The 26,153-nt window shown below is 70.6% G+C and carries 14 protein-coding genes and 1 pseudogene; 7 read left to right on the top strand and 8 right to left on the bottom strand.

Going from position 1 to position 26,153, the window contains the following annotated elements:
- Positions 1–245: 245 nt before the first annotated feature.
- The 7 genes from LPU61_RS21685 to LPU61_RS21655 form a co-directional block, all read right to left on the bottom strand.
- Entirely contained in the window at positions 246–3,908 is a 3,663-nt protein-coding gene (locus tag LPU61_RS21685; protein ID WP_229405913.1) for a discoidin domain-containing protein, read from the bottom strand.
- Between the two features lie 155 nt (positions 3,909–4,063).
- On the bottom strand, positions 4,064–6,970 hold the full coding sequence (locus LPU61_RS21680; protein ID WP_374199706.1) for a discoidin domain-containing protein: 2,907 nt from the start codon (positions 6,968–6,970) through the stop codon (positions 4,064–4,066).
- Between the two features lie 173 nt (positions 6,971–7,143).
- The gene (locus LPU61_RS21675; protein ID WP_229405911.1) at positions 7,144–8,793 is read right to left on the bottom strand and encodes a glycoside hydrolase family 13 protein; all 1,650 of its coding nucleotides are present in this window, start codon (positions 8,791–8,793) and stop codon (positions 7,144–7,146) included.
- Positions 8,794–8,852: 59 nt separating this feature from the next.
- A complete protein-coding gene (locus tag LPU61_RS21670) occupies positions 8,853–9,827 on the bottom strand; it encodes a carbohydrate ABC transporter permease (RefSeq protein ID WP_229405910.1) in 975 nt (324 codons plus the stop codon).
- 11 nt (positions 9,828–9,838) lie between these two features.
- Positions 9,839–10,750 (bottom strand): carbohydrate ABC transporter permease, encoded by a 912-nt coding sequence (locus LPU61_RS21665; RefSeq protein ID WP_052503958.1) that lies wholly within the window; start codon positions 10,748–10,750, stop codon positions 9,839–9,841.
- 74 nt (positions 10,751–10,824) lie between these two features.
- Complete coding sequence (locus LPU61_RS21660) at positions 10,825–12,180, bottom strand: ABC transporter substrate-binding protein (RefSeq protein WP_229405909.1); 1,356 nt, start codon at positions 12,178–12,180, stop codon at positions 10,825–10,827.
- Positions 12,181–12,650: 470 nt separating this feature from the next.
- Positions 12,651–13,652, bottom strand: a complete 1,002-nt coding sequence (locus tag LPU61_RS21655) for a LacI family DNA-binding transcriptional regulator (protein ID WP_229405907.1) — start codon at positions 13,650–13,652, stop codon at positions 12,651–12,653.
- A gap of 387 nt (positions 13,653–14,039) precedes the next feature.
- Here LPU61_RS21655 and LPU61_RS21650 point away from each other — a divergent pair, with 387 nt between their 5' ends.
- The 5 genes from LPU61_RS21650 to LPU61_RS21630 all read left to right on the top strand — a co-directional run bounded on the left by LPU61_RS21650 (position 14,040) and on the right by LPU61_RS21630 (position 19,183).
- The gene (locus LPU61_RS21650; RefSeq protein WP_043968300.1) at positions 14,040–14,300 is read left to right on the top strand and encodes a hypothetical protein; all 261 of its coding nucleotides are present in this window, start codon (positions 14,040–14,042) and stop codon (positions 14,298–14,300) included.
- A 339-nt stretch (positions 14,301–14,639) separates the two neighbouring features.
- Positions 14,640–15,029 (top strand): hypothetical protein, encoded by a 390-nt coding sequence (locus tag LPU61_RS21645; RefSeq protein WP_043968298.1) that lies wholly within the window; start codon positions 14,640–14,642, stop codon positions 15,027–15,029.
- Positions 15,030–15,268: 239 nt separating this feature from the next.
- Positions 15,269–16,732 carry a family 43 glycosylhydrolase gene (locus LPU61_RS21640; RefSeq protein ID WP_082106857.1) on the top strand — a complete coding sequence of 488 codons (1,464 nt, stop codon included), beginning with the start codon at positions 15,269–15,271 and terminating at the stop codon, positions 16,730–16,732.
- A gap of 263 nt (positions 16,733–16,995) precedes the next feature.
- The gene (locus LPU61_RS21635; protein ID WP_229405905.1) at positions 16,996–18,252 is read left to right on the top strand and encodes a PQQ-binding-like beta-propeller repeat protein; all 1,257 of its coding nucleotides are present in this window, start codon (positions 16,996–16,998) and stop codon (positions 18,250–18,252) included.
- 352 nt (positions 18,253–18,604) lie between these two features.
- Positions 18,605–19,183 (top strand): hypothetical protein, encoded by a 579-nt coding sequence (locus LPU61_RS21630; RefSeq protein WP_043968296.1) that lies wholly within the window; start codon positions 18,605–18,607, stop codon positions 19,181–19,183.
- A gap of 235 nt (positions 19,184–19,418) precedes the next feature.
- Here LPU61_RS21630 and LPU61_RS31880 read toward each other — a convergent pair.
- Positions 19,419–19,748, bottom strand: a pseudogene (locus LPU61_RS31880) (peptidase inhibitor family I36 protein); the annotation flags it as partial.
- Positions 19,749–20,744: 996 nt separating this feature from the next.
- On the opposite strand from LPU61_RS31880, the gene LPU61_RS21625 reads away from it, so the two are divergent.
- Positions 20,745–21,995: a cellulose-binding domain-containing protein gene (locus tag LPU61_RS21625; RefSeq protein ID WP_043968289.1), complete on the top strand. Its 1,251-nt coding sequence runs from the start codon at positions 20,745–20,747 to the stop codon at positions 21,993–21,995.
- 810 nt (positions 21,996–22,805) lie between these two features.
- A complete protein-coding gene (locus LPU61_RS21620) occupies positions 22,806–26,096 on the top strand; it encodes a discoidin domain-containing protein (protein ID WP_229405904.1) in 3,291 nt (1,096 codons plus the stop codon).
- Positions 26,097–26,153 lie beyond the last annotated feature (57 nt).

Raw genomic sequence — 26,153 nt, 5'->3', positions numbered from 1 at the left:
GCCGAGCCGCGCGGGCTCAACCGGTTCCCTGTCGTTCACACCCGAGCCGCTGCGCAGGTGGTCTGGGCCATCAGTGCCCGCTGTCGTACTCGTCATGTGGGGCGTTCTACCTGGCGGACGCACCGGACGCGGGTCCCGCCTCGACGATCGTCTCCGCGTACGTCTGTCCGGAGACGGGGACCGACACCCGCAGGCCGGGTCGCCGCCGAAGGGTGGTTGCCCTCCGGCGGCGCCCGATGGTGGGGTCAGTTCCGGTTGATCGTGAAGGTGGATGTGGTGTTCTTGATGTCCTGCGCGTTGTTGCTCAGTCGCAGGTTGGTGAAGGTGACGGAACCGACGGCCGGACCCTGGCCCGCTTCCGGCATCTCGTTCACCCAGATCCCGAAGCCGGACTTGGCGTCGAACGCGTCACCGCTGCGACGCGCGCCGCTGATCGAGATGTTGGTGAAGACCGTGTCGGTGACCGGGAACTGCGGCTGGCCGCCGACGTAGTTGGTCTGGAACATGATGCCGCTGTAGGTCGGGTCGACGATGTCGACGTCACTGACCCGGATGCCCTGGAACACCTTCGACGCGGAGAAGACCCAGATCGCGGGGAAGGTCTGGGCGCCCCAGAAGTGCCCGCCGGCCCGGACGATGGAGATGTTCTCGAACCGGGTGGGCGGGTTGGCGCCGAAGCCGTTCATCGGATAGCCGAAGTCGAGCGAGCTGATCGTGATGCCGGAGTAGACCAGCGTGTCGGCGATGTAGATGTTGCGGAACGTGTTGCCGTAGCCGCCGTAGACGGCCACCCCGGCGGCCCGCCAGGTCAGGGTCGAGGTCAGGTTCTCGTAGACGTTGTCCTTCATGTCGGCGCCGCCGGCGTCGATCGCCGAGAACAGCGCGAAGCTGTCGTCGCCGGTGGCCCGCGCGTCGTTGTTGCTGACCAGGTTGTTGGTGCTGCCGTTGGTCATGTTGACGCCGTCGGCGAACATGTTGCGGATCCGGGAGTTCTTGATGGTCATGTAGTCGGTGTTCGCGCCCCAGTAGAGGCACACCATGTGCTCGTTCCAGATGTTGTCGATCACGATGTTCGACACGTTGGCGAAGTCGAACACCTTGCCCGGGCCGTCGATGCGTGAGGTGTAGTTGCCGAAGTAGGCGAAGTTCGCGAAGGACGAGCCGGCCGCCGAGTTCTCGGCGCGGAAGCCGATGTCGGTGTTGTCCTGGCCCGGCGGGGCGGTGAACCGGGTGTACCAGGGGCCGGCCCCGGTGACCTTGACCGCCTTGCCGTACACCTGGAACTTCGACGCCGTGGAGTAGGTGCCGGCGGGCAGGTAGACGCCGACCAGGTTGCCGGTGGTGTCCATCCGCACCCGGTCCAGGGCGTTCTGCACGTCGGAATGGGTGAAGCCGGCCGGCGTGGTGTACCTCGCCGGGTCCGGGTTGGCGATCGGCGCGACCTGCTCCGTGTTGATGAAGTCGATCGCGTACGTGGTGGTGTTCGCCGGGTCCTTCTGGAGCCGGATCCGGCTGCCGGCCGGGACGGTCGAGTTGAGCATGACGTTGGCTTCGTCGTAGATGTGCCGCGGGCCGCCCGCGCCCGGCGAGTTGCCCGGGCTGGCCTCGGCCCCGTAGAGCCAGGCGTAACGGGAGGTCAGGTCGATGGCCTTGTGGAACGTGCCGTTGACGTAGATGTTCAGCGTCGAGTCGATCCCGCCGCCGCCCGGGGCGTCCGGGATGGAGAAGCGGGTGACCAGCGTGTTGGTGCTGGCCCGGGTGGTCCACTCGACGTAGCTGCCGGTCGAGTTGAGGGTGACCGCGCGACGGCCGGACGCCTCGCCGGCCAGGTCGCCGACGGTCCGGTTCGGCCCGACCACGGCAGCGCCGCCGCCGACCACGCCGTCCTCGGCCTCGTACATGTCGTACGGCATGTTCGCGCCCCGGCCGACGAACAGCGGCCGGTCGCTGGTGTTGTTGGCCTGCTTGACCGGCAGCTCGTTGCCGTCGGCGGCGAGCGCCACCCGCACGGTGTACTTGCCGTTCGCGGCGGTCCAGGTGCCCAGGTCGACCGGGGCGACCGTGGCCCCGGCGTTGATCACACCGGAGTGCGAGCCGGTCAGCGTGCGCACGACGGTGCCGGCCTCGTTGAGCACGGTGAGCGTGATGCCGTGCGCGCCCGACGCCGAGGCGACGGAGCCGGCGTTGCGCAGGGTCACCGAGAACGTGACGACGCTGCCCGCCGACGGGTTGCCCGGGGCCCAGCCGACCACCGAGGCGACCAGGTCCGAGCTGGCGACCGGGTTCACCACCAGCGCCGAGGGGTGGGTGTAGCTGTTGTTCGTCTCGTCCTGCTCGATGACGGCGTTGGCCTCGTCAGCCTTGGCGCTCAGCGGGTAGCTGCCCGCCGCGCGGGTGCCGATGTCGGCCGAGACGGTGGTCGACGCGCCGGCGGCCAGGGCGCCGACGGCGGCCGTGCCCACCCGGACGCCGCCCAGGTACAGGTTGACGTTGGTGGCGGCGGACGTCGCCGTGCCGGCGTTGCGCACCGTGGCCGACACGGTGACCGCGTCGGTCTCGGTCGGGCTGGCCGGGCTGGCCGACATGCCGGTGACGGTCAGGTCCGGGTTGGCCGCCGGGACGCCGATCACCTGGAACTCGGCCACCTGGCCGCCCGGGGCGCCGGAGTTGGCGGTGAAGGTCAGTCGCACGTCGGCGGCGGTGGCGGAGACCGGGATGGTCACCGTGTTGCCCGAGCCCGGGTTGAAGGCGTAGCCGGCCGCGCCGACCAGGCCGGTGAACCCGGAGGCGCTCTGCTCGCGGCCGAGCACCTGCACGGTCTGGGTGCGGGCGCCCCACGTCGAGTCGGGGTTCAGCTTCAGCACCACGGCGCTGACGGCGGCGTTCGACCCGAGCTGCACGGTCAGGGTGCCCGGCAGGCCGTTGCTCTCCCAGTACGTCGCCGTGTCGTTGTCGTTGGCGTTGGCCGGCATGAAGGTGTGCACGTACCCGGAGGCGGTGACCGGCTTGCCGACGGCGAGGTTGGTGCCGGCGGTGCCGGTGCCCGTGCGGGTCACCGGGTTGCTGTTCGCCGACTGGTTACCGGCGGCGTCGCGGGCCCGCACGTGGTACGTGACCGTGGCGCTGGCCGGCTGGTCGTCGGTGTAGGTGAGCACGTTCCCGGCGACGCTGCCGCGCAGGGCACCGTTGGCGTAGACGTCGTACCCGGTGACGCCGGTGTTGTCGGAGGAGGCGCTCCAGGTCAGCCGGATCTGGCCGCTGGCCGGCTGGGTGTAGGCCAGGTTCGCCGGGGCGGTCGGGGCCTGGGTGTCCCCGGAGGTGTTGCCGTAGACCTCGAACTCGGAGACCTGGCCGGCCGGCCAGCCCGTGTTGGCGGTGACGTTCAGCCGGACGTACCGGCTGGCGGCGGCGGTGAACGTGATGGTCACCGTGTTGCCGGTGGCCGGGTCGAAGGTGTAGCCGGCGGACGCCTTCAGGGTGGTGAAGGTCGAGCCGTTCGTGCTGCCCTGCACGGACAGCGTCTGGGTGCGGGTCTGCCACGCGGCGGCCGGCGGGAGCTTCAGCACCACCCGGTCCACGGTGACGGTCGAGCCGAGGTCGGCCTGGAGCCACTGCGGGAAGGCGTTGTTGGCGCTCTCCCAGTAGGTGCTGGCGTTGCCGTCGTTGGCGTTGCCCGGGCCGTAGTTCTGGCTGACGCTGCTGGCGGTCATGGTGGCGGAGATGCCGGCGAGGGCCGCCGCCGTCGCGGGGGCCGGCGCGGGCCCGGTGGCACCGGCGCGCGGCGCGGCCTCGGCGTCCGTCGCGGGCGCGGCCCCGGCGGGCCCGCCGGGGACCAGCAGGCCGGCGGCGAGCAGGCCGGCGGCCAACATCCGGCCGGGGGTACGTCGTCTCGTGCTGTTTCCGGGCATGGCGGAGCTGCACCTTCTTTCGGGGGTGGTGGTGCCCGCCGGTGGGCGGGGGTGCCACGGCGGGGTGGGGCTGCCGGGGCCGGTCGGTCGTGGGGACGCACCGACCGGCCGGGGCTGGCGCGCTGGCGGTGACGCCGTCGGGCCCGGTGACGCCGTCAGGCCGAGTGGACCTCGAACTCGGAGAGCTGGCCGGCCGGCCAGGCGGTGTTGCCGGTGAAGGTCACCCGTACGTGCCGCCGGGTGGTGGCGGGGAAGGTCACGGTCACGGTGTTGCCGGTGGTCGGGTCGAACGTGTACCCAGCCGAGGGCTTGAGCGTGGTGAACGCCGAGCCGTCGGTGGAGCCGAGGACGGAGAGGGTCTGGGTGCGGGTCTGCCAGGCCGCCGCCGGGGGCAGCCTCAGCACCACCCGGGACACCGACCGAGCGGCGCCCAGGTCCACGGTCAGCGACTGCGGGAAGGCGTTGTTGGCGCTCTCCCAGTAGGTGTTGGCGTTGCCGTCGACGGCGTTGCCGCCGCCGTACACGTCGGCGTGGCTGGTCTCGCTGACCGGACGTCCCTGCGCCAGGTTCCCGGTGGGCGGCGGCGTCGTGGGCGGGGCGGTGGTCGGCGGCGGAGTCGAGCCGCCGCCGTACACCTCGAACTCGGAGACCTGGCCCGCCGGCCAGCCGGTGTTGCCGGTGAAGGTCAGCCGCAGGAACCGCCGGCTGCCGGCCGGCAGGGTGATCGACACGGTGTTGCCGGTGGCCGGGTCGAACGTGTACCCGGCAGAGGCGAGGATCGTCGCGTACGCCGAGCCGTCCGTCGAGCCGGCGACCGCGAGGGTCTGGGTCCGGGTCCCCCAGCCGGCCGGGAGCCTCAGCGCGATCCGGTTGGTGCTGACCGCCGCGCCGAGGTCGACCGTCAGCGTCTGCGGGAACGCGCCGTTGGCGCTCTCCCAGTAGCTTGCCGCGTTGCCGTCCACCGCGTTGCCGGCGACGTAGTTCTGCGACACGCTCGACGCGGTCACCGGCCGGCCCTGGGCCAGGTTCCCGTTGCCCGGCGGGGGCGTGGTGGGCGGCGGGGTGGTGGGCGGGGCCGTGGTGGGCGGCGGGGTGGTCGGGGTGCCGGTGGGCGGGGTGGTCGGCCCGTTGCCCCACTGCGGCGTCGGCCACGGCCCGCAGTACGGGGTGGCGGTGTACCAGCCGGAGTTGCCGGAGCCCTGGGTGACCTGGAATCCGCTGCCCACGCAGTTGTGCACCGGGTTGCTCTGCGCGATCCCGGTGGCCCGGACGCCGGTGAACGACACCTGGCTCGGCGCCTGCACCTGGAGCGCGTACGTTCCCGCGCCGTCGATGCGCACGTTGGTGAGGTTGATCCCGCTGCTCTGCCCCTCGATCCAGTGCAGCGCCGCGTAGGAGCTGTCCAGGATGTCGGTGTCGGTGATGTTGACCGTGGCGCCCTGGATCGCCTCGTTGAGGGCGGAGAACCAGATCGCGCCGACGCCGAAGTTCCAGTTGTAGTCGGAGTTTCCGTTGCGGATCAGGGTGTTGCGGGCGATCGTCCAGGTGCCCTTGACCGCGGTGTCGCCCTGCACCCCGGGGTAGCGGTTCGCGACGTGGATGCCGCCGCCGTTCGTCACCGAGTCGGCCGTCACGTTGTCGGTGATCTTGATGTCCCGGCCGCCGTAGCTGACCAGGTGGTTGGCCAGGATGGTGACGCCGATGGTGTTGCGGGTGAACGAGTTGTTGACGTTCGGCACGCTCTGCGCCCACATGGCGAGCGCGTCGTCGCCGGTGTTGCGGACGAAGGTGTTGGTCACCGTCGAGTTGGTCACGCCCCAGTGGAAGTTCACCCCGTCGGCGGTCTGGTCGAGGATCCGGCTGTTGCGGATGGTGAAGTTGTCCATCGGGCCGTCCATCCAGGCCCCGACCTTGGTGTGCTGCATCCAGACGTTGTCGACCACCGAGTCGGTCATCGCCCCGCCGATGGCGTTGACCTGGTCGTCGTCGATCCGCTCCCGGACGTCGCCGATGATCGCGAAGTCCCGCAGCGTGACGTTGCGGCTCGGGCCGCCGGCCTCGTGCGGCCGGATCTCCCCCGTGTAGCCGCCGCCGGGGACGTACTTGCCGTAGACGCCGGCGGCGCGCTTGCGGTCGGTGGGGTGCCGGCCGCCGAGCACCGAATACCACGGACCGGCGCCGCGCAGGGTCACCCCGTCGACGACGACGTGATCCCAGAGGGTGAAGGTCCCGGCCGGGATCCAGACCGCGCGGCCCTGGGCCCTGCCGGCGTCGACGGCGGCCTGGAACCTCGCCGTGGAGTCGGTGGCCCCGCTCGGGTCCGCGCCGAAGTCCGTGACGACGTCGAGCACCCCGGCGGGCTTGGCGATCGGCGTGCCGACCAGCTCGAAGTCGGCCAGGTCGATGGTGAACGTCGGGGACTGCGCGGTCGAGGAGACCTGCAACCGGATCTTCGTGCCCGCCGGGTAGGTGGTCCCGAACATGGTCCGGGTCTCGTCGTAGAAGTGGTGCGGGTTGGTGTCGCCCGGATTGTTGTTGAACGGGTAGCCGCCGTAGTACCAGCCGTACCGGGAGGTCACCGGCACGGCCTTGACCAGGCTGCCGTTGGCCCGCAGGTCGATGCTGGCGTCCCGGCCGGTGCCGGCGGCGTTGTCGGGCAGGCTGTAGCGGAAGGTCACCGCGTTGGCCGGGGCGGTCAGGGTGAACTCGACGTACTCGCCGACGGCGTCGAGGGTGACCGCCTCCCGGCCGGACGCCTCGGACGGCAACTGGCCGTAGTAGCGGGTCGGGCCGATCCGGGTGCCGTTGTGCGCCGCCTGCTCCGCCTCCTGCTCGACGAACGGCACGGTCGCGCCCCGTCCGGGGATGTCGAACGGGGACAGCCCGGCGGCGCGGGCGGGGGTGGCGGTGGAGAACGAGACGACCGATACGGCCGCCGCCACCAGCGCGACGCCGGCGAACGCGGCCAGCACGGCACGGGCGGGTCTTCCGAGGGATGCGACGGTGGTGCCGGTGTTGCCGGTGGTGTGGTGGGCCATGCGGGAAGTTCTCCGTTTCGTCATCAGGCCAGGTCCCCCTGGACTGGGCGGTTCGCGGTAGCTGCCTCTCCTTCGGGTCGGGCTTGTGGTCCTCGCCGGCCGCGGCGGCAGGCCGAGGGCGGGTCGGGACGCCGAAGTGGGGGGTGGGTGGCGCCGGCCGGGCGGGACGGACCGGCCGGCGCCATGGCCGGGTCGGGTCAGCCGGCCGACGTGGGACCGGCGGCGGGATCCTCGGCGGTACGCAGCCAGACGGCGGTGTCCGGCGGGAGCAGGTCGCCCTCCAGCGGCCCGCTGGCGAGCAGCCGCGCCTCGTGCGGGGGCAGCGGCACCGGGGCCCCGCCCAGGTTGACCAGGCAGGCGAAGCCGGCCCCCCGGGCGAAGCCGAGCACCCCGTCCGGCGCGGCCAGCCAGCGCATCTCCCCGTCGCCGAGGCCCGGCTCCGCACGCCGGATGCCGATCGCCGCCCGGTACAACTCCAACATCGAGTACGGGTCGCCGGTCTGCGCCCGGACCGTGCGGTCCTTCCATTCGGCGGGCTGCGGCAGCCAGGGTGTCCGCACCGCGTCGTCGGGGCTGAACCCGAACGGCGGCGCGTCGGCGGACCAGGGCAGCGGCACCCGGCAGCCGTCCCGGCCGTGCCCGGAGCGGCCCCACATCGGGTCCTGGCGCAGCTCGGTCGGGATGTCCTCGACCTCCCACAGGCCCAGCTCCTCGCCCTGGTAGACGTAGACCGCGCCGGGCAGGGCCAGGGTGAGCAACGCCGCCGCGCGGGCCCGTACGGTGCCCAGCTCCAGGTCGGTGGGGACACCCTCGCGTTTGGTGGCGAAACTGAACGTGGTGTCCGCCCGGCCGTACCGGGTGACGTGCCGGGTCACGTCGTGGTTGGACAGCACCCAGGTGGCGGGTGCGCCGACCGGGGCGTGCGCGGCGAGGGTGTCGTCGACGCACCGGCGCAGCGCCGCCGCCTCCCAGGCGCAGCCGAGGAAGTCGAAGTTGAACGCCGAGTGCAGCTCGTCGGGGCGCAGGTAGTTGGCGAACCGCTCCCGGTCCGGCAGCCACACCTCGCCGATCAGCGCCCGGTCGCCCGGGTACCCGTCGGCGATCCGCCGCCAGTCCCGGTAGACGTCGTGCACCGCGTCGAGGTCGACGAAGGGACTGGGCGCGCCGTCGACCACCTCGGGCAGCGCCGGATCCTTCATCAACAGGGCGGCCGAGTCGATCCGGATCCCGTCCACCCCCCGGTCGAGCCAGAAGCGCAGGATGTCCTCGAACTCGGCACGCACCCTCGGGTGGTCCCAGTTGAGGTCGGGCTGCTCGGGAGCGAACAGGTGCAGGTACCAGTCGCCGGGGGTGCCATCCGGGTTGGTGGTCCGGGTCCAGGTGCCCCCGCCGAACTGGGACACCCACTCGGTGGGCGGCCGGTCGCCGCCGGGGCCGCCGCCGGGGCGGAACCAGAACAGCTCCCGCTCGGGGGCGTCCGGGCCGCCGGCCAGCGCCGCCCGGAACCAGGGGTGTGCGTCGGAGCAGTGGTTGGGCACCACGTCGACGATGATCCGGATGCCCCGGTCGTGCGCCTCGGCGATCAACTCCTCGGCCTCGGCGAGGCTGCCGAAGACCGGGTCGATGTCCCGGTAGTCGGCGACGTCGTAGCCGGCGTCGGCCATCGGCGAGGGGTACCAGGGGCTCAGCCAAACGGCGTCGACGCCGAGGCCGGACAGGTGGTCCAGGTGTGCCCGGATCCCCTCGATGTCGCCGATTCCGTCGCCGTTGCCGTCGGCGAAGCTGCGCGGATAGATCTGGTAGATCACCGCACTGCGCCACCACGGACCAGCAGCTGATGTGGACACGGACACCTGCTTTCTCAGTCGTACCGGCTGTCTCGGTGGGGTCGGGGTGCCGGCGCGGGTCAGCCCTTCACGCCACCGGCCGACAGGCCGCTGACGATGCTGCGCTGGAAGACCAGGAAGGCCACCACCATCGGGATGCTGGCGATCACCAGGCCGGCCATCATCTCGGTGGGCGGCACCTGGCTGACGTTGGAGAGGCGGCTCAGCGCGACGCTGAGGGTCTGGGCGTCGGTGTCCTGGAGCACCAGCAGCGGCCAGAGGAAGTCCTTCCAGATCGCGATGATCGAGAAGATGGAGACCACGGCGAGCACCGGACGCGACAGCGGCAGCACGATCGACCAGAGCACCCGCAGCCGGCCCGCGCCGTCCAGGCTCGCCGAGTCGAGCAGGTCGTCGGGGATCTGGTCGAAGAACCGCTTCAGCACGTAGACGTTGAACGCGTTGGCCGCGCCCGGCAGCCACAGCGCCCACGGGGTGTTCAGCAGGTTGACGTGGAGGATCGGCACGTCGGTGACCGTGAGGTAGGCCGGCACCAGCAGGGCGGCGGCCGGCAGCATCAGGCTGGCCAGCATCCCGGCCAGCACCACGTTGCCGAAGCGCGGTCGCAGCTTGGACAGCGCGTACGCGGCGGTCACCGCGACGACGAGCTGGATCAGCCAACCGCCGACGGCGTAGTAGACGGTGTTGGTGAAGTACCGCAGGATCTGCATGTGGTCCCACGCCTCGGCGTAGGTCTGCGGGTGGAACGACTCCGGCACGAAGGTCGGCGGTGTCTGGGCGAACTCGGCCGGCGACTTCACCGCGCCGGTCACCATCCAGTAGAGCGGGAAGAAGAAGACCAGCGCGAACACGACGGTGACCACGCCGAGGACGACGAGGTAGACGACCCTCCCCCGGCCCCGGCTCAGCTCGGTTTCCGAGATCAGGGTACGGGTGGCCGGTGGCCCGCCGCGCCGCTGGCGGCCCCGCCGGTTCTGGTCGGCCGGCGCGGCGACCGGTGGCACCGGCGGCGCGGGCGGAGCGGTGAGTGTCATGGCGGGCTCCCTCAGTCGGCGCGGCGGGTGAGCCGGAGGTAGATGGCGGAGAAGGCGCCCAGCACCACGAAGAGCAGCACGCTCATCGCCGCCGCGAGGCCGAAGTCGTTGTTGACGGTGAAGGCGTACCGGTAGATCAGGATCATCACCGTCACCGTGTCCGGGTTGGTGGTGCCGGTGAGCTGGTACGGCTCGATGAACACCTGCATGGTGGCGATGACCTGGAGCAGCAGCAGGACCAGCATGATGAAGCGCAGCTGCGGGATGGTGACGTGCCGCAACCGCTGCCAGACCGAGGCGCCGTCCAGCTCGGCCGCCTCGTACAGCTCGCCGGGGATGCTCTGCAACGCCGCGAGGTACATCAGGGTGGCACCGCCGAGGTTCGCCCAGGTGGAGACCAGGACCAGGGAGATCATCGCGGTGCCGGAGGACTGGGTCCACTGCGACTCCGGCAGGTGCGCCCCACGCAGCAGGGTGTTGAACAGGCCGTTGCCCGGGTCGTAGAAGTACTTCCAGAGCAGCACCACCACGATCGGCGGCAGCATCACCGGCAGGTACACCGCGATCCGGAAGAACCCCTTGAAGTGGCGCAGCTCGTTGAGCAGGATCGCCAGGGCCAGCGGCACCAGGTAGCCCAGCACCAGCGCCAACCCGGTGAAGACCAGGGTGTTCTTCCACGCCGTCCAGAACAGCGGGTCGGCGAAGAGCGCCTCGAAGTTGTCCAGCCCCACCCAGTACGGGTCGGTGACGAAGTTGACCTGCTGGAAGCTCAGCAGGACCCCGCGCGCCAGCGGATACCAGGAGAACAACGCGAAGCAGGCGATGCCGGCCGCCAGGAAGGCGTACGCCAGGAGGTTGTCGGAGATCGAGCGGCGGAGCCGTGCGCCGCGCGGCCCGCGCGAACCGGCCGTGACGACCGCCATGCCATGTCCTTTCGTGCTCGGGAGGGCCCCAGCCAGCCGCTGCGTGCGGGGGCCCTCACCGGTCGTCGGCTCGGCTACTTCACGCCGGCCAGGATGGTGTCGACCTGCTTCTCCGCGTCGGCCAGCAACTGGTCGACGTTGGCGTCACGGTCGGTGAGCACCTTGAGCATCGCCACGTCCAGCACCGCGTAGACCTGCTGTGCGTTCGGCGGCTCGAACTTCACCGGGATGGAGTCCATCGCGGCGACGAAGGGCGCGTAGTTCTCCTGCGGCACGTTGGCGTACTTCTTGTCCGCGGCGGCCTGGGTCGCGGCGGCCTCCCCGGTGAAGATCTGCGGCTCGGGGAGCCCGACCGGCAGCTTGTTCTCCGCCGCCCACTTGTTCTCCGCCTCGAACCGCTCGGCGCTGGTGAACCAGAAGGTCAGCCACTTCAGGCCGGCCCTGATCTTCTCCGGGGTGGCCTTGGCGTTGAACATGTAGCCCTCGCCGCCGCCGAGGGTGCCCTTGCCGTCGGGGATCGGGCCGAGGCCGTAGTCGGCGAAGTTGCCCTTGTACTGGTTGACGATGGTGGGGATGTTGTCGGCCGGCGCGACGTACATGCCGAGCTTGCCGGAGCCCATCAGCTGGAGCAGGTCGGCCCACTCCAGGGACTGCCGGGCACCCATGCTGTCGTCGGTCCAGCGCATCTCCTTGAGCTGGTTCAGCACCTGCCTGCCCTGGTCGCTGTTGAACGCGGCCTTCCAGGTGCCGCCGTCGTGGACGGCGACGTCGCCGCCGACGGAGTACAGCTCGGTGGTGAAGTGCCAGCCGCCGGTGTTGGACTTGCTGTACTCGCCGTAGCCGACGGTGCCGTTGCCGAGCGCCGCGATCTTCTTCGCCGCCACGCGCACGTCGGCCCACGTCTTCGGCGGGTTGTCCGGGTCCAGCCCGGCCCTGGTGAACAGGGGCCGGCTGTAGAGCAGGCCGGAGGAGTAGTTCTTGTAGGGCAGGCCGTACAGCTTGCCGTCGGCGCCGGAGAACACCTTGCGCAGGTCCGGCTTGACCTGGTCGACGACCGGGAAGTCCTTGGCGTACGTGCTGATGTCCGCGACCTGGCGCTTGGCGATCAGGTTGGCCGGGTCGGTGAAGTAGACGTAGAAGACGTCCTCGAGCTGCCCACCGGCCAGCTTCGCGGAGAAGGTCTGCGGGTCCATCTTGCCCTCGCGGGCGTCGATGTCGATGTCGGGGTTCAGCCGCTCGAACTCTGCGACGTTGTCGAGGAAGCGCTGGTGGTTGGCCGCCTCGGTGGCGGGCGGCAGCCCGTTCACCGTGATGGTGACCTTGCCGCCGGAGGCCGACTTCTCGTCGTCGTCACCGCACCCGGCGGCCGACAGCGCCACCCCGGCGACGAGGAGCAGCCCGAGCGCGCTGCGCAGGCTGGTTCTGGTCATGGAGACACCCTTCCTGGGCGAATGTGATCCGACTCTCAAAGCTGCCATGTTTCGTGGCGATGACGATACAAAGTCGAACCTCTTGCCGCAAGAAGTAGACGGCAAAGCGAAAAAAGAGGACTGGGCTCACCCTGGGTCGCGTCGGGGAGGATTCGCGGGCTCTCCACCAGGTTCTTCGCATTGATCCTGTCGAGTGTCCGGTCGCCTCAGCCCCGACCGCACGGAGTTCGCGCAGGGTGCCGCGGCACCGGTCCGGACACCGGGAGCTGACGCCGGAACGGCGGGCAGCGAGGGCCGGCCCGGCGGGACGCCGGGCAGCGAGGGGACGCCGCGCACAGGGGGACGCCGGGCACGCCCCTGCGCGGACGCGATCGGGCAGCACCGGGGGCAGGACTACCCGGCGGCGGGGTCAGCGCCGGCCGCCGCCGTCGGGCTCAGCGCCGGGCCACGAAGTCAACGCCCCCGGCGGGTCAACGCCCGGGTGCCGGGCCCGTCGAACCGCGGACCACCAGCTCCGGCTCGAAGAGCAACTCGTCGCGCAGCACGCCGGCGCCGTCGATCTGGGTGACCAACAGGTCGACCGCCGCCTGACCCATCGTCTCGATCGGCTGGCGCACCGTGGTCAGCGGCGGGTCGGTGCAGGTCATGAACGCCGAGTCGTCGAAGCCGACCACCGACACGTCGTCGGGCACCGACAGCCCGAGCCGGCGCACCGCGCGGATCGTGCCGAGCGCCACGACGTCGCTGGCGCAGATCACGCCGGTGACGCCCCGGTCCACCAGCTTGGCGGCGGCCACCCGGGCACCTTCCATGGAGAAGCTGGACCGCTCGACACACTCGTCCGGGTCCCGCCAGCCGGCGATCCGGGCCAGCGCGGCCAGCTTGCGCCGGGAGGGCACGTGGTCCTCCGGGCCCAGCACCATGCCGATCCGCTCGTGGCCGAGCGACCGCAGATGCCCGTACGCCTGTTCCACCGCGACCGCGTCGTCGGTGGAGACCCGGGGAAAGTTCAGCTCGTCGATGCCGGCGTTCACCAGCACCACCGGGAGCCCTCGATCGGTCAGCCGCCGGTAGTGGTCGTGCGAGGCGGCGGCGAGCGCGTACGAACCGCCCGCGAAGATGATGCCGGACACCTGGTGATCGAGCAGCATCTCGACGTAGTCCGACTCGGACACGCCGCCGATGGTGCGGGCGCAGAGCGCCGGGGTGTAGCCCCGCTGGGCGAGCGTCCCGGTGACCACCTCGGCCAGCGCCGGGAAGATCGGGTTCTGCAGCTCCGGGAGCACCAACCCGACCAGCCGCGCCCGCTCCCCCCGCAGCTTGGTGGGCCGCTCGTAGCCCAGCACGTCCAGCGCGGTGAGCACGGCGGTGCGGGTGGACTCGGAGACTCCGCCACGGCCGTTGAGCACTCGGCTGACCGTCGCCTCGCTGACGCCCGCCTTCCGGGCCACCTCGGTCAGTCGCTTCGCCACGCCGCAATGCTACGACATCGCGCTGCAAAAAATAAACAAGCCGATGACGTGCGCAGTCATCGTCCTGACGTCATCCGTCCATTTCCGGGTGACCCGCATGCTTGCGGTCGGCATTGGTTGATCGGCCCCCGGGGCCGCCGCGCGTCACGCAACCCCACCCGCACTCCGGCAGCCCCGGGCGCACGTTCAGCGCGGCGGCCCCGGGGGCCGATCAACGCGCGTCCAGCTCCGGCTGGTCGGCGTCGGCGATGGCGTGCTCCTCGTCCACCCATCAGCAGCATCCGAGGATCTGGGCGGCTCCGGCCCACCCGAACGGCGGATCATCAAATCGTCAGCTATGGATTTACGGTAGGCAGGCAGTCAGTCGCCGCTCCGGAAGGACTCTCTATGCCCCAGCCGCTCCGCCGCCGGCTCACCCGCCTCGCGATTGTCGCCACCGCCGCGGCAGCCGTCAGCTTCACAGTCCAGCCGACCCCGGCCGTCGCCGTGCCATTCGATTGGAACGGCTACTTCACGACCTACGAAGAGTGCGAGGCCTACCGCATCCAGGCCAGCTACTGGGGCGAGGTAAGCAACAGCTGCGAGTACCGCACCCTGCCCGACAGCGAATACAACGGCTGGTACTTCCGGGCCTGGCTGCCGGGGTAGGACCACCGGGGCGACCGGATCAGGTGGCGGCAGCGCGGGCCGGGCTCGCGCGTCCCGCCCTGCCGCCACCGAGGCCGTCGACCGCAGCCGGCACACCCGCCGAGCGACCGCCACGACACGGGAGGACGCCCCCGCAATCCTTCCGATGATCTCCCGCGAGGACGCCCAGCCCAGACCACCGCGCCAGGTGGTCGCGCCCCCTGGACACCCGGGCACGAAGCCGTTCCACCTCGCCGATCGGTCACCGCCCGGCAGGCGCCCTCCCACGTGCTTGACCGCTCAACTTTTCGGCGATAGCTTTGATGTCCATCGATCGATATCCCTCGAAGCAGGTGGACCATGCTGTGGAAATCCATCGCCGTCGCCGCGTCCGTCGCAGGCGTGCTGGCCACCGCCCCCGCCGCCTCGGCAGCACCCTCTCAGGTATCAGCCGAAAGTTGGGGAGCCGGCAACTGCCCGCAGGGCATGCTCTGCATCTGGCCGAACTGGAATCACCCGCCGGAGGGCCCCACGGCGACCCCGTCCCTGACGACCAACAGCGAGTGGTCCGGCAACGTCCCGGCGTTCAACTTCTACAACTACACGTCCAAGAAGGCCGAGATCACCTGGTCCTACACGTATCTCGGATCGCCGCTCTCTGGCACGATCTGTGTCTACCCCGGCGGCGACGGGGACCTGTACGTGCCCATGTACGTGACGAAGGTGACCTGGCAGCCGCGCACCTGCTGATCCCGCCGGGGCGCTGACGTCCCGCACCTGAGCCCCGCCCCGCTGTTTCGGCGAAGCCGTCCACGGACGGCCGGACGATCATCGGCGTCACACCACAAAGGGCTGACCCGCTTTCCCGGGGCAGCCCTTTGAACTGCGTCCAAACGCAACCAGTAGCGGCTCCCGCTGGTTCCGTCGTGGCACCGGTCGCCGCCCGCACGCAGTGCCCCGGGCCGGCCGACCACTCGAAGGAGGCTTCGATGCCCAGGTTGAACCCACTGCCGAGGGTGGGCCCGCGGCGGCATGCCTGGCGGGTCGGGTTGGCCACCGGCACGGCGGCGACGATGCTCGCGGGCACTGCGGTGTTCGGCCTGCCGTCGGCCTCGGCAGCGACGGTGGACACGTCGGCCTCGTACGTGTTCGTGAACCGGCACAGCGGCAAGGCGATGGACCTCTACGACTGGTCGACGGCGGAGAACGCGCCGGTGAACCAGTGGACGCGCAACGACCTCGCGGTGCAGCAGTGGCAGTTCGTCGACGCCGGCGGCGGCTTCTACAAGGTGCGGTCGCGGCACAGCGGGAAGGTGCTGGAGTTGCCGAACGCCGCCGACGGCACCCAGTTGGTGCAGACCACCGACCGGGGCTCCGCCACGCAGCAGTTCCGGTTGCAGGACTCCGCCGGCGGGTTCGTGAGGTTCGTCAACCGGCAGTCGAGCAAGGTGATCGACCTGTGGGAGTGGTCGACGGCCGACGGGGGCCGGTTGGCCGGATACTCCAACGTGGACGGGGCCAACCAGCAGTGGCAGCTGGTGCGCCCGGGTGGCGGGACGCCGACCACGCCGCCGGCCTACCCGCAGCCCGGCAGGGTCGCCGGGGACGTCGGCGTCCACGATCCGACCGTGGTCAAGCGGCCCGACGGCACCTACCTCGTCGCGCACACCGGTGACGACATCACACTGAAGACCTCGCCCGACCGGACCACCTTCCGCAACGCCGGCACGGTCTTCCCCGGTGGCGCGCCCTGGACCACCACCTACACCGGCGGCTCACGCAACCTGTGGGCGCCGGACCTGTCGTACCGCAACGGCCGCTACTACCTCTACTACTCGGCGTCGACCTTCGGCTCCAACCGCTCGGCCATCTTCCTGGCCACCAGCACCACCGGCGCGTCCGGAAGCTGGACCAACGAGGGACTGGTCATCGAGTCGCGCACGTCGGACGACTTCAACGCGATCGACCCGAACCTCATCGTCGACGACCAGGGCCGCTGGTGGCTGAGCTTCGGTTCGTTCTGGTCCGGGATCAAGATGATCCAGATCGATCCGGCCACCGGACGCCGGCTCGGCACGTCGATGCACAGCCTCGCCAGCTACGGTCCCGGCATCGAGGCGCCCGTCATGGTCAAGCGTGGTGCCTGGTACTACCTGTACGTCTCGTTCGACCGCTGCTGCCAGGGCGCCAGCAGCACCTACCGCGTCATGGTGGGCCGGTCGGCGAGCCCGACCGGGCCGTTCGTCGACCGGGCCGGACGCGCCATGCTCTCGGGTGGGGGCACCGAGATCCTCGCCTCGCACGGCAGCATCCACGGCCCCGGCCACCAGGCGGTCCTCGGCGACAGCGACGGCGACTGCCTGTTCTACCACTACTACGCCGACAACGGCGCGTCGCTGCTCGGCATCAACCGCATCGGCTACGACGCGGCCGCCTGGCCCTACGTGTACTGACGCGGCAGCCGCCCCCCGGTGCCCGGCGCGGGCCGGCTCCGTCTGCTCGCCCCGAACGTGCTGGGCGTCGGCGGGCCCGCCGGCGAGTCCAGCGCGAGGGTGCCGGCGGGTCCTACGGTGGGCACGGACCGCCGACCGAGGGAGAGACGTTGTCGCCGTCGCACCGCCCAGCCCGTTGGAGTGTCGCCGCCCTCGTCCTGAGCCTGGTCGCGGGGCTCCTCGGCTGCACCGCGCCCGGGGCCGAGCGGACGGATCGACCATCCGTGCGGGTCGAGAAGACCCAGGAGAGCCTGCGGCACAGGGTCACGTCGCCCGCCGAGGGCCCGCCGCCAGCCTGGTCGGTGCCGCTCCGGCGGCTCGACCAGGAACTGGGCGAGATCGATCCGGTGATCCTGGTCCCCGACACGAGGGACCTGCGGGCCGTGGACCGCGCCACCGGCCAGGAACGGTGGCGTCATCCGTTCACCACGGGCTACCAGTATGTGATCGCCGGTGAATCGATCGTGGCCGCCGACAGCGACGACGGCGGCATGGAGGTGCTCGACGCGGCCACCGGCGCCACCCGGTGGCGGACGGCGGAGAGCCAGGACGTCGTCGTCCACGAGCAGACCGTCTACGCCAGGGAGTGCGCCGGCACCGGCGGTTCCGCGACGTGCACGATCGTCGGCCGGGACGTGCCGAGCGGCCGCCAACTCTGGGAACGGCCCGCCGACCGGTTCGCCAGGGTGAGCGACGTGACCCTCGGTGCCCGCACGCCGTACGCGCCGGTCAGCGGCCGGTACGTCGCGGTGCGGCTGAGCACGTCCCCCCGGTCAGCCGCCTACGCCCCGGTCGCTCCCACCACCGGTCGGGTCGGCGCCGGACGGCTGCCGAACCGGGCCTGGTACGGCTTCGTGGCCGGGGACCTGCTGGTGACCACCGACAACGACCCTGCGCGGGGTGAACAGCGTTGCACGGTCAGCATCGCCACCGTCAACGCGGCCACCGGAGACAAGGGCTGGTCCGGCGTGGTCTTCAGCGGACGCAGGGAGGACGGCGAGTGCGGCAAGCGGTTGGCCCACCACCACAGCGGGCTGACCCTGATCGGGACCGGCACCCGGCTTGTCGCGGTCACCGCCGACGGACGGCCGCAACTGGTCGACCTGCGCACCGGTCGGACGGTCTGGAAGGGTGCCGCCGCCGGGGTGCCGATCGACGGTGACGACCGGTCGGTGCTGGTGCGGGGCAACGTCGATACGGGTGGGCTGGCGTTGCTGGACCTGTCCACCGGCGTGACCCGCTGGACAGCGCCGGATCCGATGCTGTCGGGCGCGTCGGCGAGCTGGCGGTCGGCGGTGACCGAGGGGCTGGTGGCGGTGAGCGCGGCGGAGGACGACCGGCCGATCGTGCTCGTGTACGAGGCTCGCACCGGCCGTCAGCTCGGCCGCTATCCGGGCTGGCTCGCCGGAGCCGGAGAGGACTGGGTCGCGGTCAGCCACACCGGTCCCGACGGCCTCGCGGTGGACCTGCGCGCCTTCTGACCGATCAGCCGGTGCCGCCCAGCGAACCCACACCGACGCCCGTCGATATTGCCAGGGCCGATCCATACGTGTTGGAATAGCTCATATCGCCGCAGCGCGGGGGCAACCGCGCTGAGCACGGCCAGCACGGGAGCATCGCAGTGTCGGCAGTGCGCCGCTTCGGCGGACGCTCGCCTGTCACCTCGCCGGGCCATCGCCCCGATGAAGGGCACCATGCCGGGCGGGCGCTCCCGCCCGCCACACATGTCCCCGGCAGATGCCCCCGACGGCCGACGCGCCCGACGCCTGGCACTCGGGGGCATCCGATCGGCCCGCCAGCACACCACGAACGGCAACGAGGTGAGAAGCGATCATGGTTTCCCGAGCGAACTTCGCGGGGTGGTATCGCCACCGCCTGGTGTGGGTGGCGGTGATCCTGCTGGCGGTGGCGGCCAGCGCGGTCGCACTCAACCGGGCCGCCGGTCAGGAGGCAGAGCCGGCGGATCTGCAAGCGCAGATCGTGGCGCGGATGCGCACCACGCTCGAACAGGCGGACCCGGGGCAGCACAACCACGCCGGACACACCGTCCAACAGGGCGCCACCGAGGAGAAGCCGCCGGTGATCTGCGGGGTCCGCGTCTACGGCTACGAGCCGGCCGAGGCCACGACGCTCGCCGACGTCCAGAAGGTCTACGGCTTTCACCTCTGCGGAATCGCCGAGCAGAAGCGCCCCTGGGACGTGGCGGTCAAGCTGGCCGGACCCTTGATCATGGACATGTCCACCGAGCCCCTGGGCATCCAGGTCGTCGAGGCGACAGAGGGCGTCAGGTTCATCGACCGGCTGTGGCAGATGTTCCCGGCCAAGTACGCGACGTTGGCGCAGGAGGAGGCGCTGGCCGCCAAGGAGATGGCCGACCTGCGCCGCCGGTACGACGCCGCAGCCGGGCTGTGACCACATCCCGCCGGCGCCGCCCGCGCTGACGTACGCGCTGGCCGCCGCCGGGGACGCGCCCCGTTCGCTGACCAGTCGCACCGACACCCGTGCGGCTGAGCCGGAGGAACCGGGTGACACGCGGTCGCGTGTCACCCGGTGGTGGCCTTACCGAGGCACCCAGGCACTTTCGGGCGTGAACCCTCCGAATCCGGCAGGAAGCTGTTGCCAGGGACTTCGAAGGCCCCCCGGCGCAGTCGTCGTTCATGAACATCGCAGCACTCCGACTGTTGGTGTTGATCGCGGAACGCGCACGGTCTCCCCAACCGGCGTCCACCAGACTTACGCACGTACCGGGCGATACCAGAGAGCTCAGGGTGAGCCGCTCACCGGTGAAGTTGGTGCCCTCGAAGAGGCAGAGCATGTTAGGGAACGGGCAGGCGTCAACGGCTGGCGTGCTACGTGCGACGGGGTCCGGACTCGCCGTGGCGGGGGCCGAGACGGCACCCAGAAGCGCTGCCAGGAGGCCGAACACCACCAAGGTGTGTGACAGCCGCCGAACGGTCGGTGGAACAGACTGAATCATCATCCCCATACCTTTCTCTGCTCCGACTGGTCTCGATGCCGCACCTTCGGCTGCGGTGGCGCGGACGGATGACGAACCCGGGTCGGGCGGGTTCAAGCCGAGTGAAGACGCGCTGAGGTTGGTCTTCCAACGGAAGGCGGGCGTCATGTCGCTGAGGGACTGCGTTCAGTGTTGTGCGCGGGTGACGCCTGATCGGGTGCGGGACCAACGTCCGAGAAAGTCGAGTCGTCCACTGACGATTGCCGAGGGTAGGAGTAGTACGCTCCGGGCAGCGCGTCTGCGGTGTCGGTAAATCAGGACTTGCACCAATTGCTCCGCAATCATCGCTGCTAGTCGATGTGGTGCCGAGTCGCAACTTTTGTGGATGGCCTTCGGACGGTCGCCTCATCGGGGCTGGGGCGGCGGTCCGACCATCACGGCCCGGGCATCGGTTTCGAGTCGATCGATGCGTACACCACGCCGCGGAGCGCCGCCCCGGCCACCTCCAGCCGCCGGCATGTCGACCCCGTCGTGGTCACCGGGAACGGCTGCTCGGCCGCGTGTACACCAGCTCGGGGGCCCGGGGCGGACCGGGCCCGCCACACGTCGGCACCGGCGGCGGCCCGCATGGCGGTGGCCAGGCGGGGCAACTGCCAGCACTCCCCCGTCATCGGGCAGCCGGCCGCGCAGGTGCAGGTCGCGCAGCCGGCGCAGCGGCGTCACGCCGGTCGGCCAGTGTGCGAGCGACCGGCGGTAGCACTCGGCGGCCAGGTCGGCCCGGCCCAGCTGCCCGTGCACCTGGCCGGCGCCGAACCAGGAGACGTGACCGTACGGGAACTGCAGGTGCGCGGCCCGCAGGTACGTGCCGAACACCCCTGGCGGCCCTGCCGACGTCTTGACGAAAACCTTTTCGGGGGCCAGTCTGGTCGACGAACACGTCAATCGATGCACATCGTTTTCAACCTGGCCGGCACGGCGGTTCGCCCCTCGCCGTCACACCGGCCGAGAGGAGAACCCATGGTTCCACCGATGAACGGCGCCCGGCTGGCGGTCGTCCTGGCCGCTACGCTGGCCACCACCGCCGGTGCGGCGCTCATGGTCACCGGAGCGCAGGCCGCCGCAGCCGGCTGCCGCGTCGACTACCGAGTGACCAGCCAGTGGTCGGGCGGTTTCGGCGCCGACGTGACGGTCACCAACCTCGGCGACCGGGTCGACGGCTGGACGCTCGCCTGGTCCTACACAGCCGGCCAGACGGTTTCGCAGGCGTGGAACGCGAGCGTCAGCCAGAGTGGCAGCCGGGTGACCGCGACGAACGCCTCCTACAACGGTTCCCTGGGCACGGGTGCCGCGACCTCGTTCGGCTTCAACGGCACCTTCTCCGGCACCAACCCGGCGCCCGCCTCGTTCACCCTGAACGGCACGACGTGCACCGGAGCGCCGACGACGCCAACGCCGAGCACGCCTGCGCCGACCACACCGACGCCCACTCCCACCTCCGGCCCCACGACGCCACCGCCCACCTCCGGCTGGAACCCGCCGGCGAACCTGGCCGGCCCGCTCAACCAGGTCTGGCAGCACGTGGAGCAGACCTACAACAACGGCAACCCGCTCGGCTTCCGCAACTACGGCTGGGACCAGCTCTTCGCGAACCGGGGCGCGATCAACTACTGCGTCCGGTGGGACTCGTCGGCCACCGTGACGGCCGCCCAACGCGACCAGATCCAGGCCGCATTGGCCCGCCAGTACAAGAAGTGGATCAGCGTGATGGTCGGCCACAACGGCTTCCCCTACACCGACGTGCCGGTGAAGGTGGTGGGCTGGGCGGTGCGGGACCGCAACCAGTTGCAGTGGTCGGACAACTCGGTCGACATCTACGTCAACAACATCCGGGAGAACGCGCCGCAGTGCAGCGAGCCGTGCGGCCGGTACTTCAACCAGAACGGCCAGTACCCGAACTGCCCGGGTGGCGCCGCCCACCACTACGACCACTCGCTCTGGCTGACCGACGGCTTCGCCGGTGGTGCCGGCGGCGACTGGGGGCAACGGATCGGCCGCGAGTACTTCATGGGCAGCCTCGGCAGCGACAACATCCACATCCTGCTGCACGAGATCGGCCACACCTACGGCCTCGACGACTTCTACGACTGGGATCCGCTGCCCGGCCAGGGGTTCATCATGAAGGCCGGCAGCGCCACCACGATCACCGAGTTCGACACCTGGATGTTGCGCGACTGGTGGCGGCACCTCAAGAGCCGGTACGGCTACTGACGAAGGACGGCCAACCGATAGCACCCGAAGGAATCCCTTCCGTCCCGCGGCGGCGGCGCTCGCCGTGGTCCCGGCCGGTGCCGACGTGGCGTCCGGCGGCACCTCGCCGAGCCCGCAGCGCCCGACCGGCAACCCGGCACCCACACCGACCGCGCCGCTTCCCCCGCGACGGCACACCGCCGGGCACGGGAGTACCCGGACCCGCACCGGCCCGCATGGCGCCTTCCTGACCTGCTGTCCGCCGACCGGCCCGACCCCGAGCGGGTCGGGCCGGTCGAGGCCGGACCGCTGCGCACCTCAGGGGCGCGACCGGCAGCCACCCACGGTTCGGCGCACGACACGAAGGCGCCGAGGTCGCCGGCCGGGATGGTGGAGTCGCCGCCGACCACGCCGCCGAAATGCCGAACGACGCCGCAGCCGGAGGACCGGTTCCGAAGAGGGTTTCGAGAATCCGTTCGCATCACCCACACCGGCCGCTCGCGGGAGTCGTGCTGATCCACGACACCAAAAGGTTTTCGGGCTAGTTCGGACCTTCGGCATGTTGTCGAGCGCAGCAGAAGCAGCCATCGAGCAGCGCGAAGAGTTGACACTTCCCGATCCAGTGATATCTTCCTGAAAAGGTTTTCGGCTCAGGTCGGTAGGGCAGCCGGCAGGGCGAGCCGGTGGTCGACGGCCGGGCGTCGACCACCGGAGGGCGGCCCCCTCCCGCCGCCGCAGGTCACCACCACCCCCACCCCCGTCACGGACCGGATGTCCGACCTGTCACGACGCACCTCCCACCCCGACAACGAAAGGTCTCGGTGAGTACCCATGGACACGTGGGATCCTCCCGGAAAGCCATCCCCCGCCCGGACCCGGCGGCTCGTCGGCGCGGCGCTCGCCACAGTGGTCGTCGCCGCGCTCACCCCGGTGACCGCGAGCCCCGCACAGGCCGCGCAGCCCATCGGCTATCCCACCTTCGGCGGCCCGGCGGTGCCGCCACCGCCGGTCGGGTACACCACCGGCGACATGATGCGGTCCATCTACGACGCGGAGAAGTCGGGCACCGACTTCTGGATCGACCGGCTCCTGTCCCGCTCCGGCGGCAGCGACCCGTCCGACGCCGACGGCGGGATCCTGATGACCCGCGGCCGGGCGCTGTTCATGAAGCAGCACGACCCCGCGGTGATCGGCTTCGGCGGCCGGGTGGCGTACTGGGAGAGCATCAGCGACGCCGCCGCGTACTCGATCGCGCTGAGCCCGGGGACGTTCACCGAGCAGAGCAGCCAGCGCTGGCAGGCACCCAGCCACTTCCGGAGCGTCTACGCCAGCGGCTCGGTGCAGGCCACCGTCACGAAGTTCATCACCGACAACAACGTCGCGGTCACCAACCTCGCCATCCGCAACGGCGGCAGCGCGCCGACCACACTCACGCTGCGGGCCACATCGCCGTACGCCTCGTCGGGCAGCGGCAACGAGCTGACCGGGTCGACCGGGGTGAAGAACGGTCTCACCACACTCACCACCCGGCTCGCCGGAGACGGCTTCGCCGTCTCCGGCGGCGCGCTGACCCGCTCGATCACGATCGCCGCGGGCGCCACCGTGCAGACGAAGGTGGTCATGGGGTTCACCGCGCGGGAGATCCCGCAGTCGGCCACCGACTACGCCAGCTACCGCGACGCCACCCCCGACGCGGCGTTCGCCACGCACGTCCGCGCCTACCACAAGTGGTGGGCCGACAACGTCCCCTACATCGACGTGCCGGAACCGGCGATCAAGAAGAACATCTACTACCGCTGGTGGCTGATGCGCTTCAACAGCCTCGACGCCAACATCCCGGGGCAGACGTTCCAGTTCCCGACGTCGGTCGAAGGCGCGCTGGGATACAACAACGCGATCGCGCTGACCCAGCCGATGCACATCGACGACCTGAAGTACCTGCGCGATCCGAAGTACGCCTACGGCGACTGGCTCTCGGTCGGCCAGGTGTCCCGGGGCGGCCGCTTCGTGGACAACCCCGGTGACCCGGAGAACTGGTCCAACAGCTACACCCAGTACATCGCCGAGGCGGCCTGGCGCAGCTACCAGTTGCACGGCGGCCAACCCGCCATCGCCGCGAGCCTGGCCCGCTACGCCGAGGGCGACGTCAAGGGACAGCTCGGCTACTACGACCGCGACGGCAATGGGATCATCGAGTACGACTGGGGCGCGTTGACCGGCAACGACGCCGACGCGGTCTCGTTCCACTGGCGCTCCGGCAACCTGGACCGGGCCGAGGGCGCATACCAGTACAGCGGCGCGCTGGCCGCCGCCCAGGCGTACGACGCGGTCGGCAACGCCGCGAAGGCCGCCGAGATGCGCACGTTGGCCACCCGGATCCAGAACGCGATCGTCAACGTGCTCTGGAACCCGTCGAACAACCTGCTGGAACACCGGCACGTGGCCACCAACGCCCACGTCCCGTGGAAAGAGATCAACAACTACTACCCGTACGCGGTCGGCCTGATGCCGGCGACGGACCAGTACAAGCAGGCGCTGCGGCTGTTCGCCGACCCGGCGGAGTACCCGATCTTCCCGTTCTACACCGCCAACCAGCGGGACAAGGCCGCCGCAGCAGCCGCGGGCAACCCGGGCAGCAACAACTTCTCCACCATCAACTCGACCGTGCAGTTCCGGCTCTACTCCTCGGTGCTGCGCAAGTACCCCAACCAGTGGATGAGCGCCGAGGACTACAAGAAGCTGCTCTACTGGAACGTCTGGGCGCAGTACGTCAACGGCGACACCCGCTGGCCCGACGCCAACGAGTTCTGGGCCAACTGGAACCCGGGCAGCCAGCGCATCGACTACCGCTCCTGGATCCACCACAACATCCTGGGCAGCAGCAACTGGACCGTGATCGAGGACGTGGCCGGCCTGCGACCGCGCAACGACAACAAGGTGGAGCTGTCGCCCATCGCCATCGGCTGGCCCAACTTCACCGTCAACAACGTCCGCTACCGCAACAGCGACCTGACCATCGTCTGGGACGACCCGGGCGACGGCGTCGTGAAGTACCCCGGCGTCCCCGAGGGCTACTCGATCTACGTCAACGGCAGCCGGGCCGTCACCGTCGACAGGCTGGTCCCGTTCGTCTTCGACCCGGCGGGCGGCACGGTGAGCTTCCCCGGCGCGACCGCCGGCGTCACCTTCAGCACCGCAGTGCCCGGGATGCGGGCGCCCAACCAGGTGGTCCTCAGCGACGCCAGCACGGTGGACCTGCTCGCCAAGGCCGGGGTGGACCTAACCGCCGCCCTGCCCAACCTGGCCGCCGGCGCCACCGTGACGGCATCGACCACCGCGAGCGGCACCAGCGCCACCGCGGCGATCGACGGTTACCCGACCAACGAGCCGTTCTGGGGTGCCGGCGGGTCCAACGCCCAGGACTGGTACGAAATCAACCTCGGCTCGGCGAAGACGGTGGACGAACTACGGCTGTACGTCAAGGACAGCCGGCCGGCCAGCACCACCTACCGACCGCCGGCGTCGTACCAGGTCCAGTACCACGACGGCAGCGGCTGGGTGAACGTCACCTCGCAGGTCGGTACGCCGGCCACGCCGCAGGGCAACTACAACGACGTCAGGTTCACCGCCGTGACCGCCCAGCGGATCCGGGTGCTGCTGACCCATGCGGCCGGCTCCCGGTCGGGCCTGACCGAGGTGCAGGCATACCGCCGGGGCGGCACCACCCCACCCCCACCGGCCGGCAGCTCGTACGAGGCCGAGGCGTCCGGCAACACGCTGTCCGGCCAGGCCGCGACGCGGTCGTCGGCCGGCGCGTCGGGCGGCGCGCTGGTCGGTTACGTCGGCAACGGCGCCGGCAACACGGTGCGGTTCAACAACGTCACCGTGGACACGGCCGGCCCTCGCACGGTCACCGTCTCCTACGCCTCGGCAGAGGCGAGGTCGATGCAGATCAGCGTCAACGGCGGCACCGCGGTCACCGTGAACGCACCGGGCAGCGGCGGCTGGGACACCATCGGCACGGTCGCGGCGACCGTGACCCTCGCCGCCGGAACGAACACGCTCACCTTCGGCAACACCGCCGGCTGGGCACCCGACCTCGACCGGATCCAGATCGGCTGACCGCGGTGGGTGGGTGGGGCCACCACCCACCCACCCGCCTCCTCACCCCACCGAAAG

Origin of the sequence: Micromonospora sp. NBRC 110038 (genome assembly GCF_020884815.1) — a bacterium.
Lineage (GTDB): Bacteria > Actinomycetota > Actinomycetes > Mycobacteriales > Micromonosporaceae > Micromonospora > Micromonospora haikouensis.
Note: the sequence above shows the minus strand (reverse complement) of the source record. Positions and strands in the feature narration are given on the sequence as shown.

Bases quoted from the DNA above. Each gene is read 5' to 3' on its own strand.
- LPU61_RS21685 (WP_229405913.1), bottom strand. From the start codon at position 3,908: ATGCCCGGAAACAGCACGAGACGACGTACCCCCGGCCGGATGTTGGCC.
- LPU61_RS21680 (WP_374199706.1), bottom strand. From the start codon at position 6,970: ATGACGAAACGGAGAACTTCCCGCATGGCCCACCACACCACCGGCAAC.
- LPU61_RS21670 (WP_229405910.1), bottom strand. From the start codon at position 9,827: ATGACACTCACCGCTCCGCCCGCGCCGCCGGTGCCACCGGTCGCCGCG.
- LPU61_RS21665 (WP_052503958.1), bottom strand. From the start codon at position 10,750: ATGGCGGTCGTCACGGCCGGTTCGCGCGGGCCGCGCGGCGCACGGCTC.
- LPU61_RS21660 (WP_229405909.1), bottom strand. From the start codon at position 12,180: ATGACCAGAACCAGCCTGCGCAGCGCGCTCGGGCTGCTCCTCGTCGCC.
- LPU61_RS21650 (WP_043968300.1), top strand. From the start codon at position 14,040: ATGCCCCAGCCGCTCCGCCGCCGGCTCACCCGCCTCGCGATTGTCGCC.
- LPU61_RS21645 (WP_043968298.1), top strand. From the start codon at position 14,640: ATGCTGTGGAAATCCATCGCCGTCGCCGCGTCCGTCGCAGGCGTGCTG.
- LPU61_RS21640 (WP_082106857.1), top strand. From the start codon at position 15,269: ATGCCCAGGTTGAACCCACTGCCGAGGGTGGGCCCGCGGCGGCATGCC.
- LPU61_RS21630 (WP_043968296.1), top strand. From the start codon at position 18,605: ATGGTTTCCCGAGCGAACTTCGCGGGGTGGTATCGCCACCGCCTGGTG.
- LPU61_RS21625 (WP_043968289.1), top strand. From the start codon at position 20,745: ATGGTTCCACCGATGAACGGCGCCCGGCTGGCGGTCGTCCTGGCCGCT.
- LPU61_RS21620 (WP_229405904.1), top strand. From the start codon at position 22,806: ATGGACACGTGGGATCCTCCCGGAAAGCCATCCCCCGCCCGGACCCGG.